This window comes from Litorivivens sp. (assembly GCF_057445395.1).
On record NZ_JBVBUV010000099.1, the window covers coordinates 1 to 10,319 of the forward strand.

Below are 10,319 nucleotides of genomic sequence, written 5' to 3' on the forward strand. Positions count from 1 at the left end.
TTGCTGTTTGAAGCGGTGAATCTGGCGTCGTTGTTTCTTGGTGGGACGTTCCCGGCTGAGTAGATCGGCACCGGGGCCATGCGCCTTGCGTTCGGCGGCGCGCAACTCTCGCTGTTTGATGCTGTCTTCGGTTTCGCGGTAGAGCTGCTGTGCTTCTGGGGCGCCACGACGCTGTTCCGAAATGGCCTCAATGACCACGGTTTTGTTGTCCCAGCCCTGGCGTAGGGTGAGTTTGGCGCCCACTTCGACCTCTTTGCTGACTTTGCAGCGGGCACCGTTGTAGTGCACTTTGCCGCCCTCGATGGCCTGTTTGGCCAGGCTGCGGGTTTTGAAAAAGCGCGCCGCCCACAGCCACTTGTCCAGCCGAACTTTCTGACTGTCGCTCATGCGGTGGGAAGCAGCTCGTCGAAGTGGTGGATGGCGGGAAACGCGAGGTTGTCGCGCAGGGCTTGTTTACTGTCCGGCTGACGCAGGGTGAGCAGGTGCCCAATGCCAAAATCGGCGGCGGCCTGCAGCACGTGAACGTTATCGTCAACCAGCAGGGTACGCTTTTCATTGAAAGGCGATTCTTCGCTCAACTTTAACCAGAATTGGGGGTCTTCTTTGGCGGCCTGAAAATGGTGAGAGATCACGATCTTGTCGACCCATTGGTCGAGACCGGTCCGCGCCATCTTGATGTCCAGGCTATGTTGATGGGCGTTGGTGACGAGCCACACTTCGCGCTGGGAGTCACTCAGCCACTGCAGAAACTCTTCTACATACGGTCGTATCGCGATCAAGTGTTCTACTTCGCGCTTGAGGGCGGGAATGTCTAGTTTCAGTTCTTCGGACCAGTAGTCGATGCAATACCAGTTCAGCGTGCCCTGCTTGGCCATGATCTGAGCCATCAGGTTGTCGCGAACGGCTTCCAGTGAGCCGCCATGTATTTCGCTGTAACGCAGGGGCAGGTGTTGGGTCCAGAAATAGTTGTCGAAGTGGAGATCCAGCAGAGTGCCGTCCATATCCAGCATTACGGTATCCACGTCCTGCCAATTGATCATGGCCTTGCACTCCAATTACCAAGGTGAAGACGGCGGATTTTACCACTGCTGAACGGTTGGCGCACGAGAGTCTTGTTAGCGTCCCTGAATCAGTTCCAGTGCTTCGAGGTTTTCTTGCATCACAAGATCGTTCGGGCAGTGGTAGCTAGCCGTCAGTATGGTGGGTAGGCTGCTCTCTCGTTGGCCGTTGAAATCGGCGGCTCGACAGGCTTTTTCGATGCGGTGGTAGCGCATGGACAGGCGATCTTGTACTGGGTACCAGGCGGCGGCTAAAGCAGCGCCACATTGCCCCCCGAGATCGCGCAGCAGCTGAAAAAGAAATTCGCGGCTGTCATGAAGGTGTGAAAGTATTTGTTGATTGAAAAAATCTGCAATATTCATGGTAACCAACCCCCCGGTGGTATGTGTCTGAATTAAGCGGCTATTGCGTTGTGTCGAATTTGGCTTTCATGCTCTACGTAATCTACGTTGAGCCACCAGTCGCCGGAGAAGAATGCTCGGAGCATTTTTCTGTCGCCTGATTGATAAGCGTCTGGCATCGCGAAGTGGTGACGGTCGGTTGTCGCCTGAGGAATGGACTGGCTCGTTGAATCTTTGCTTACCGCGCTTTTCATGGTTGACCCCGGTGGTTTCTGGTTTTTGTTGCGGCGTTGGTGCCGCGTCATTTGTTGTAACCAGATTAATAAAGCGGGGCAGTGTCGCCTATACGGTATGTCGCGAGGTGGCGTAGGGAATTGCCGAAGGTCAGGTAGCGCTTGCGGAGCCTTTGGTGGTTAATGGCGGATCACATAGTCGACGTTGAGCCACCAATCGCCAGTGTAGCTTTCACGCAAGCGTCGCAGGGTGTGATCGCGGTAACCGGGCGGCATTTCAAAGGCGGTATTGTCTGGCTTTCGTACAGCTGGCTTTGCGGAGCGGTTTGACGAGGCTTTGGTTTTCAGCATGGACACGATTCCGACTCTCCATGTGGATCAGTCTAGTTTTCTGTCATGCTAAAGGGTTTGTTTGTTCAGGGTAGTAAGGAAAAACCACTACTACCCTGAACCGCTTACTGATGTCAGTGCTGATTGCCGGAGGGAATGTCTTTAAAGGCCATACCCTTGTCGGCACGGGGTTCCTGCGGTAACCCAAGCACTTGCTCGGCAATGATGTTGCGCATGACTTCGTCGGTGCCGCCGGCAAGGCGAATGCCCGGGGCGAATAGGACTGACTTCTGAAAGTGCGCTTTTTGCGGAGCCATAGCCTCGTCGCAGATGGCGCCGGTATCAGCCATCAATTGCAGGGCGAAATTGGCAATGTCCTGATTCATTACTGCGCCCACCAGTTTGCCCAGGGCTGCCTCAGCGCCGGGCATGCCGCCCTTGGCGACGGCGGTCAGCATGCGATTGGTTGATGCCTTGATGCCCGCATGTTGGGTATACCAGGTGGCGAGTCGGTCGCGCACAACGGGGTTGTTAACCACTGGCTCGCCATCGATTTCCAGGGTTTGTACGAGTTCGAAGAACTCGGGAAAGCCATCGGGTTGCACGCCAGAAATGGCGAGCCGCTCATTCATCAGTACCAGCAGAGCTGCGCCCCAGCCGCCGCCGATTTCACCCAGGCGCTGGCTGTCAGGAATTTCTGCGTTGTTGAAAAACACCTCGTTAAAATGTGAGCCGCCATCCATCTGCTTGATGGGCTGCACATCAACACCGGCTTGCTTCATGTCGATATAAAACATGGTCATGCCACGGTATTTCGACACGTCGGGATCGGTTCGGCAGAGAATCACACCGTAGTCCGAATGTTGGGCGCCCGAGGTCCAAATTTTCTGGCCGTTGACGATCCATTTGTCACCCTGCTGTTCAGCCTTGGTGCGTAGACCGGCAACGTCGGAGCCGGCACTGGGCTCTGAAAACAACTGGCACCAGACGTCTTCCGCAGAGGCCATGCGTGGTAGCAGGGCTTTCTTTTGTTCTTCAGCCGCAAAATGCATAAGCGCAGGGCCGCAATTGCCCTGGCCGATGACAAAATAGCCGTCGGGTTCGTCGTATTTGGCAACTTCTTGCGACCAGATTACTTTGTGGATCTGGGTAAGACCGGCGCCGCCGTATTCTTTTGGCCAGGTCGGGCAGGCGTAACCCGCGTCAAACACCTTTTTATACCAGGCTTTGGCTTTATCGTAGGCGGCTTCCTGGCTGCCTCGGCCACTGTCTTTGCTCTTGGGGGTGGCATTGGCTTTTAGCCAGGCCTGAACTTCTTTGCGAAATTCTGCTTGTTCGGGAGTATCTTTAAAATCCATCGTTGCGTTCCTCGTCTCAGGCTGCCTTGATGCGCAGCAGGCGTTCGACCAGCAGTTCTTTCCAGTGGGGGTTGCCGCCCAGAATCAGCGATAAAGCCTGGGCCCGGCGATAGTAGAGGTGGCAGTCAAACTCCCAGGTAAAACCCATGCCGCCGTGAGCCTGAATGTTTTCCTTGCTGGATTGATAGTAGGCATCGATGGCACTGACTCGTGCCGTTGCGGCTGCCAGCGGCAGTTCCGGGTCGTCTGCCGACAGCGCCCAGGCGCCATAATAGGCATTGGATCGCGCCAGCTCGGTGGCCACAAACATGTCGGCGAACTTGTGCTTGATCGCTTGAAAAGAAGCAACCTGACGACCAAAGGCGTAACGGCCTGTGGTGTAATCTTTGCCCATTTGCAGTGCTGCGTCACAGCCGCCAATCTGTTCAAAGGAGAGCAGCACAGCAGCGCGATCAAACAGCGTGCTGAGTAAGCTTGCGGTGTCGGCATCGCCGGTGAGTTTTTCTGCGTCGGCTTGGTTGAAATTCAGCTCTGCCAACGGCAGTGTGGGGTCGACGCTTTCCAGTGGTGTTCGGCTGACGGCTGCCTGATTCAAATCAACCAAATAGAGCCCGGGCGTGCCATTTTCTGTGGCCAGTACAATTGCCTTGTCGGCGATAGCGCCGTGCAGTACGGCGGTCTTGCGGCCGCTAAGTTTGCTTCCCTCAACGCTGGTCGTGGTAGCAGCTACGCGCAACGCGCCGCGCGATTCATTGACTGCCAGGCAGCCAACCCAGTCACCGCAGGCGAGCTGCGGTAGCCAGCTGGCCTGTTGCTGCGGGGCCGCTGCCAGTTTGATGGCTTCGGTGGCGAGATATACAGAGGCAATAAAAGGTACTGGCGCCAGTGAGCGACCGAGTTCTTCAGCGATCACGCAAAGCTCGAGGTAACCCAGGCCGAGGCCTCCGTGCTCTTCGGAAATGGCGGTGGCGGGCCAACCCAGCTCGACAATCTGTTGCCAGAGCGCCTGATCGTATGCCTGCTCGCCTTCCAACGTCTGGCGAACGCGTGCGGTAGAGCACTCGCTGCTCAGAAAGTTGCGAGCCTGCTCCTGGATAAATTTTTGATCTTCAGAGAAGTCAAAGTTCATGCCTTGCTCCCGGATTCTGTGCGGTTTCAGGAATCGGGAAGCTTAGCGATGCCCCGCGGAGTCAGCAATGACAAAAGCCTGCGCCGGGGCTGCCAGATCGGGTCAGTGGCGGAGGGTCAGTGCGCACACGGTGACCCTGAACTCGGTTATACCAGACGGAGCGAAGAGGGTTTGCGTCTCGACAGGGTGAGGAAGGCATCCATAGCGCGGCGGATATCGTCGGCACTGCAGGGCAGATAACGAAAGCTCAACACCAGCCGTCCCAGCACGTCGATGATCTGTTCCAGTGAGCCGATATCGCCATGGTCACGCCGGTAGTTGGCGTAGGGCTCTTCGAGCAGACCGTGCCATTCGGCCAGAGATTCCTCGCCCAGCATATGTGGAATGGCTGAGGCGGCGTTCTGTTCGCTGATGAGATCAGGTGCGCCCATATTGGGTGACAGCAGTTGGGCCGCGCTGGCCAGGCATTCTTCCAGCATTCGCGGAAAGTCCTGGTGGTAAGGCTCAGCGGCTTGGTGCATGCGTTCGAACAGGCGCTTGCGCTCCAATTCTACTACGGCCTCAAGCAGCTCGGATTTGCCTGCGTAATAGCGATATACGGTCCTACGCGTCACATTTGCGGCGTTAGCGATATCTTCAATCGTGGTTGCCTGTATGCCTTTGCTCACAAAGCAGGTAATAGCCGCTTGAAGGAGTTTTTTGCGTCCGGTGTCGAGGTCGTCGACTCGGGCCCCGCGGCCCCAACGTCTACTGGTTGCCATGATTACTTACGTCACAGTGATGATTTAAAGTGATGTTAGCCATTTAGGATGTGGTGCGGGTACCCGTAAAAGTACATATGCGGTGGTGCCGAGTGCCAATTTGACCTCATTTGGTGCGCGGTTGACCGAGAACGGGATAGCGATGCGGTGGACGCTGTTGCATAATCGGCCTTGAATTTATAACACCAGAAGCCGATTGCCATGCGATACGCCAATATCACGGGCTGGGGAAAATGCCTGCCGCCCGCCGTTTTGACCAATGAAGACCTCACCACCGTTATGGAAACCTCTGACGAGTGGATCAGCAGCCGTACCGGCATTAAAGAGCGTCGCATAACCCATGTGAAGTACTCTGAGCTGGCGGCGCTGGCGGGTAAGCGGGCACTTGCAGCTGCCGGTCTTGAAGCGTCGGATATCGACATGATCATCCTGGCGACCGCAGCCCCCGATAATATGATTCCCAATGGTGCCTCCGCAGTGCAGGATATGCTGGGCGCTAAAAATGCGGCCGTGTTTGATCTCAATGCCGCCTGCACCGGCTTTGTCTACGGACTCAGTATTGCCACCGCGATGGTGCGTGCTGGCAGCGTGGAGCGAGTGATGGTAATTGGGGTAGACGGCATTCCCTACTACCTGGACTGGACCATGCGCGAGGTATCTGTGCTGTTCGGCGATGCCGCCGGTGCAGTCATCGTGGAGCCCAGCGAAGAGGAATGTGGTCTGCTGGCAGATAAATTGGGTTGCGATGGTGATGCGAGAGATATTCTCATGGCCTGTGACTCTGGCTCAGTTCGAGAGCGATTTGGCCCGATAGATGGACACTTTGCGATTAATTTTGAAGGCCAGGAGATCTTTAAACGCGCGGTGAGAGGCATGGGGTTTGCCATGAACAACGTCCTCGATCGCCTGAACTTGAAGCCTGAAGACATAGACCTGGTGATTCCTCACCAAGCCAATATCCGCATTATAGAAACCTTGGCCAAACGATTGAACGCGCCGATGGACAAGGTGATGGTCAATATCGAAAAATACGGCAATACCTCAGCGGCCACTGTGCCAGTTGCCCTATGTGAGGCGCTGGAGCAGGGTCGTATTAAGCCAGGTGACCACGTCTTGGCGGCAGCATTCGGGGCCGGTCTTACCTGGGGCGCCTTTGTGGTGAAATGGGGCGATCGGGTAGAGCCGCTGGGTACCTGCGACGACGAGCTGCCACCCTGTGACAAAACCGCATTGGAAATACTGCAGCCGTGGATTGAGGGTGGTCGGCGCGCAAACGGCCAATGATTCTGCGAACCCCCGAGCAGCGCTTTAGCGCGCTGCCGGACTTTCCTTTCACACCGCATTACCACACGCTGACTCACGGCGCGGGTGAACTGCGCATGGCCTATATTGATGAGGGGCCGCGCGCTGCGCCGGTAGTGCTTATGCTGCATGGTGAGCCCAGCTGGAGTTTTGCCTACCGCAAAGTGATTGCCGCCATAGCGAAAGCAGGTTATCGCGCGGTGGCGCCAGACCATATCGGCTTTGGTCGCTCGGACAAACTGGCGGATCGCAGTGCCTACAGTTACGCCAGTTTTATAAGCTGGATGTGTGACTTTGTCAGCGCGCTGGACCTGCGCGATATTTTGCTGGTTTGTCAGGATTGGGGCGGCCCGATTGGTCTGAGCACGCTGGCCGTTATGCCGGAGCGATTCGCCGGTGTGATTGCCGCCAATACCCTGCTGCCAAACTGTGAGCCACCGCCGGCCGGCGTGCCGGACTGGCCGGGCGATATTATTAATGCCTGGGTGGCGATGACCCGCGATGCGACGGATCTGCCTGTGTCCGAAATTGTCAGCGGCGTTTGTGTCACAGCGCTGAGCCAGACGGTGAAGGATGCATACGATGCACCATTTCCCGATGCCAGCTACAAAGCGGCTGTGCTTGAGTTTCCGAGCCTGATTCCCCTTCGGGAAAATCAGCCTGGCTGCGCTGAAAATCGCGCCGTCTGGGCGCTGCTGGATCAATGGCAAAAGCCCTTTGTGACTGCATTTAGTGACGGCGATCCGGCCACCGCCGCTTGGTCGGACGTATTTCGTGAGCGTATTCCTGGCGCCGCCAATGATTGGCATATGACCATTCCAGGCGCTGGGCATTTTGTGCAAGAAGAGCAAGGTGAGGCATTGGCCGGACTGGTAGAGCGTGTACGCGAGGCGATATGAAGCCGCTAGCCACTCACTGATTTAAAACGCATTGATAGCAAGAGACGTAGCATGAGCGCCGTATTATTCGAACAGCGAGGCCCCATTGCCTGGATAACCTTGAATAGGCCGCAGGCCAAGAACACCATGAATGCAGAGGTTTTTGTGCGCCTGGCCGAAGCCTGGGACGAAGTGCGCAACAACGACAGCATTCGGGTGGCTGTATTGACCGCGAGTGGCGAAGAGGATTTCTGTTGTGGTGGCGATCTGGGCGGTGTAATTCCCTTGTGGACCGGCGCACGTCAGCCGGAAAACGAGATTGAGGAGAAACTGCTGGCCGATCCGATGATCATGGATAAGGTGATGCTTAAAGGCGAGCCCCTCTTCAAACCGGTCATTGCGGCGATCAATGGTCGGGCGCTGGGTGGAGGATGCGAGATTCTTCAGGCAACGGATATCCGTGTTGCCGCTGAACACGCGGTATTTGGGTTGCCGGAGCCCAAATCAGGCATCGTGCCAGGCGCCGGCAGCATGGTGCGTCTGGCTCGGCAGCTGCCTTATGCGCATGCCATGAAACTGTTGTTGACGGCTGAACCGATAGCCGCCGATACAGCGCGCCAGATTGGTCTTATCTCAGACGTTGTGCCGGCCGCTGTTTTGCATAGCCATGTGGAGGCGCTGGCTGAGCGCGTGGCAGACAATGCACCGTTGGCCCTGCAAGCCATTAAGAAGACGGTGCTGGAATCTCACACCTTGCCTTGGGCTGATGCCTTCCAGCTGGAAATGGAGCAGGCGGGTGCCGTCATGATGAGCCGCGATGCGCGTGAAGGCCCTAAAGCGTTTAAGGAAAAGCGCAAACCTCAGTTTACCGGCCAGTGAATCCCAGTAGCCATCATTAGAGCCGGACGCCCTGCATTACGGCAGGGCTGGTGGGTGCAGGCAAAGCAAGCTCGGCTACCAAGAAGGTAAATAATGGTATTTTTGGCGCTATCTTCGCGCCGGATTCTCTCTGTGTCCTATAGTGTCTTTTTACTCCCCCTTTCCCCGTCTGATGCGGGTTTCAACGCGCTAAACTATGAGGCACAAGGATGGAACAGCTCAATGGAATCCAGAGCAGTTTTCTTGCTATAGAACAATCGGTTATGCCGCTGGTCGTGTCGTCCGTAGGCATTTATAGAGCCAGTGACAAAACCGATTTCCCCGTTATTCGGCAGGCCTTTTTGAATGGCATAGCCCGGTTTCCCGTTTTCCGTCGGCGATTACTGTCTGTGCCTGCGGGGCTCGACCACCCCTACTGGATTGAAGATCCGGATTTTGACGTGGATTGTCATTTACAGCAGATAGCGTTACCCAAGCCGGGCAACTGGCATCAGTTTTATCTGCAGATTGCCCGTTTACAGGCAACACCAATGCATCGCGACCGGCCCTTATGGCAAGCCTTTGTGATTGATGGGCTGGACAGCCTTTCAGGCATACCTAAGGGGAGTTTTGCCATTATCATGCGAGTGCATCGGGCCATAGCCGACAATGGCACCCTTAATGAAATGATGATGCGCATGCACTCGCTCGATGCCACCTTGCCGGTAGCGGGCGGTAGCAGTGTCTGTACCCGTGAGATTCGTCCGGGCAATGGGCAGTTGCTAACCTCAGCGCTGCGTAATCATGCCAGTCGCTGGTGGTCGGGTGGTTCGATTGTGCGGCGCAGTTATGCGCGCTATTCGCGCCAGCGCGAGGCGGCGCTGGATATGCCTGAATTACCACCTCTGCCGGCTACCCGGTTCAATTGTTCTCCCAGCACCTTTCGTGTGGTTTGCCACCTGCCGATCAGTCTGCATGATTGCGAGCAGATGCGCGGGCAGGTGCCTGGGAGTACGCTTGCCGACGTGGTGCTAACGCTAATTGGAGGTGGCCTGCGCAATTACCTATTGCGCAAAGGAGAGCTGCCGGTGCAGAGCTTGATAGCGTCGCTGCCGCAACGATTGAGCGGTGAGTTGCACAAGCCAAGCAAAAAGGGTGCTGCCGGTAATGTACGCATCGCCCTGCACAGCGATTGCGAGCGGCCTCTCGAACGTTTGCGACGGCTGCAGCAGGAAAATATGGCAGCGCGGGCGCGCGACCCGGCAGCAGACCTTGCGTTACTGAACGATTCGAGTGAATTGCTATTGCCGGCTCTACTGAAACTTGGGGGTAGTGGTTATGTCCGTCTGGGTGTACGGGCACCTCTGGCGCACAACACGTATATTAATGGTGTGTATGGTAGTGACCATAGCCTGTATTTTGCAGGTGCCGAAATGCTCCAGAGCTTTGCGTTGGCGCCGTTATTGCCGGGCTCAGCCTTGACTCACAGCATATCGCGATGGGGAGGGTCGTTGACTCTGGGTATTAACGCCTGTCGCGAAGCGCTGCCCGATCCGGATGGGTATCTAAAGAGCTTGCAGGAGGCTTGGCAGTCCATGCGTGACACTCTGTTGCCGGGCGATAGCACCGCAAGTATCGAGGATGACTTGGTCGAAAGTGCCTGAGAGTGGGGGCTCTGGGCGCAGGGTTGCAGGCTCAACCCTGGCCTGTGCGACTGCGTGCGCTCGGTTGCTTTCTTATCTTTCTTATAGGCACCTCAATCAATGCGTTAAAGGCTTCTGATTTGCTCTTTGTCAGCTAAGACTTTGGTGTGTATTTCGCCGCTAAGCCGCTGTGCAATTGCCATTTTTTTGGGGCGTGTAGGTGCATTGGTGGTGTGGCCGTAAACGTTATAGTCCATACGCTCCCTTCTTCCTTACTATGCCTCGTGGTGCTAATTTAATCTTTTTCATGCGAAATTGCGTATGAACTGCAGGTTAAAATGGAGAGCGGTATGCGTTCGATGCTGAGAGTTTTGACAGGGTTATGTGGCGTGCTATTGGCGGCGACGATACATGCTGCCCCTTTCGG

12 protein-coding genes are annotated in these 10,319 nt (G+C 56.1%); 4 read left to right on the forward strand and 8 right to left on the reverse strand.

Annotated features, from left to right (window positions below):
- The 8 genes from hslR to AC222A_RS17745 form a co-directional block, all read right to left on the reverse strand.
- On the reverse strand, positions 1–387 hold a 387-nt coding region (gene hslR, locus AC222A_RS17710), incomplete at its 3' end, for a ribosome-associated heat shock protein Hsp15 (protein ID WP_486775350.1).
- Complete coding sequence (yrfG, locus tag AC222A_RS17715; RefSeq protein WP_372748573.1) at positions 384–1,040, reverse strand: GMP/IMP nucleotidase; 657 nt, start codon at positions 1,038–1,040, stop codon at positions 384–386. The genes hslR and yrfG, both read right to left, overlap by 4 nt.
- 75 nt (positions 1,041–1,115) lie before the next feature.
- Positions 1,116–1,421, reverse strand: a complete 306-nt coding sequence (locus AC222A_RS17720; RefSeq protein WP_372764836.1) for a hypothetical protein — start codon at positions 1,419–1,421, stop codon at positions 1,116–1,118.
- Positions 1,422–1,453: 32 nt separating this feature from the next.
- Positions 1,454–1,654 (reverse strand): hypothetical protein, encoded by a 201-nt coding sequence (locus AC222A_RS17725; protein WP_372809987.1) that lies wholly within the window; start codon positions 1,652–1,654, stop codon positions 1,454–1,456.
- Positions 1,655–1,813: 159 nt separating this feature from the next.
- A complete protein-coding gene (locus AC222A_RS17730; RefSeq protein ID WP_372764837.1) occupies positions 1,814–1,984 on the reverse strand; it encodes a hypothetical protein in 171 nt (56 codons plus the stop codon).
- Positions 1,985–2,097: 113 nt separating this feature from the next.
- Positions 2,098–3,321: an acyl-CoA dehydrogenase family protein gene (locus AC222A_RS17735; RefSeq protein WP_372748577.1), complete on the reverse strand. Its 1,224-nt coding sequence runs from the start codon at positions 3,319–3,321 to the stop codon at positions 2,098–2,100.
- 16 nt (positions 3,322–3,337) lie between these two features.
- Positions 3,338–4,450: an acyl-CoA dehydrogenase family protein gene (locus AC222A_RS17740; RefSeq protein ID WP_372764917.1), complete on the reverse strand. Its 1,113-nt coding sequence runs from the start codon at positions 4,448–4,450 to the stop codon at positions 3,338–3,340.
- 146 nt (positions 4,451–4,596) lie between these two features.
- Positions 4,597–5,211, reverse strand: coding sequence for a TetR/AcrR family transcriptional regulator (locus AC222A_RS17745; protein ID WP_372748579.1), 615 nt, complete (start codon positions 5,209–5,211; stop codon positions 4,597–4,599).
- A gap of 201 nt (positions 5,212–5,412) precedes the next feature.
- On the opposite strand from AC222A_RS17745, the gene AC222A_RS17750 reads away from it, so the two are divergent.
- From AC222A_RS17750 to AC222A_RS17765, 4 genes are all read left to right on the forward strand, one after another.
- Positions 5,413–6,495, forward strand: coding sequence for a ketoacyl-ACP synthase III (locus AC222A_RS17750; protein ID WP_372748580.1), 1,083 nt, complete (start codon positions 5,413–5,415; stop codon positions 6,493–6,495).
- Positions 6,492–7,412 (forward strand): haloalkane dehalogenase, encoded by a 921-nt coding sequence (locus tag AC222A_RS17755; RefSeq protein ID WP_486775351.1) that lies wholly within the window; start codon positions 6,492–6,494, stop codon positions 7,410–7,412. The genes AC222A_RS17750 and AC222A_RS17755 overlap by 4 nt, the downstream gene beginning before the upstream one ends.
- A gap of 51 nt (positions 7,413–7,463) precedes the next feature.
- Positions 7,464–8,270: an enoyl-CoA hydratase-related protein gene (locus tag AC222A_RS17760; protein ID WP_372765400.1), complete on the forward strand. Its 807-nt coding sequence runs from the start codon at positions 7,464–7,466 to the stop codon at positions 8,268–8,270.
- 209 nt (positions 8,271–8,479) lie between these two features.
- Positions 8,480–9,913 carry a wax ester/triacylglycerol synthase domain-containing protein gene (locus AC222A_RS17765; RefSeq protein ID WP_486775352.1) on the forward strand — a complete coding sequence of 478 codons (1,434 nt, stop codon included), beginning with the start codon at positions 8,480–8,482 and terminating at the stop codon, positions 9,911–9,913.
- Positions 9,914–10,319 lie beyond the last annotated feature (406 nt).

Bases quoted from the DNA above. Each gene is read 5' to 3' on its own strand.
- AC222A_RS17740 (WP_372764917.1), bottom strand. From the start codon at position 4,450: ATGAACTTTGACTTCTCTGAAGATCAAAAATTTATCCAGGAGCAGGCT.
- AC222A_RS17750 (WP_372748580.1), top strand. From the start codon at position 5,413: ATGCGATACGCCAATATCACGGGCTGGGGAAAATGCCTGCCGCCCGCC.
- AC222A_RS17745 (WP_372748579.1), bottom strand. From the start codon at position 5,211: ATGGCAACCAGTAGACGTTGGGGCCGCGGGGCCCGAGTCGACGACCTC.
- AC222A_RS17760 (WP_372765400.1), top strand. From the start codon at position 7,464: ATGAGCGCCGTATTATTCGAACAGCGAGGCCCCATTGCCTGGATAACC.
- AC222A_RS17765 (WP_486775352.1), top strand. From the start codon at position 8,480: ATGGAACAGCTCAATGGAATCCAGAGCAGTTTTCTTGCTATAGAACAA.
- yrfG (WP_372748573.1), bottom strand. From the start codon at position 1,040: ATGATCAATTGGCAGGACGTGGATACCGTAATGCTGGATATGGACGGC.
- AC222A_RS17730 (WP_372764837.1), bottom strand. From the start codon at position 1,984: ATGCTGAAAACCAAAGCCTCGTCAAACCGCTCCGCAAAGCCAGCTGTA.
- AC222A_RS17720 (WP_372764836.1), bottom strand. From the start codon at position 1,421: ATGAATATTGCAGATTTTTTCAATCAACAAATACTTTCACACCTTCAT.
- AC222A_RS17735 (WP_372748577.1), bottom strand. From the start codon at position 3,321: ATGGATTTTAAAGATACTCCCGAACAAGCAGAATTTCGCAAAGAAGTT.
- AC222A_RS17755 (WP_486775351.1), top strand. From the start codon at position 6,492: ATGATTCTGCGAACCCCCGAGCAGCGCTTTAGCGCGCTGCCGGACTTT.
- AC222A_RS17725 (WP_372809987.1), bottom strand. From the start codon at position 1,654: ATGAAAAGCGCGGTAAGCAAAGATTCAACGAGCCAGTCCATTCCTCAG.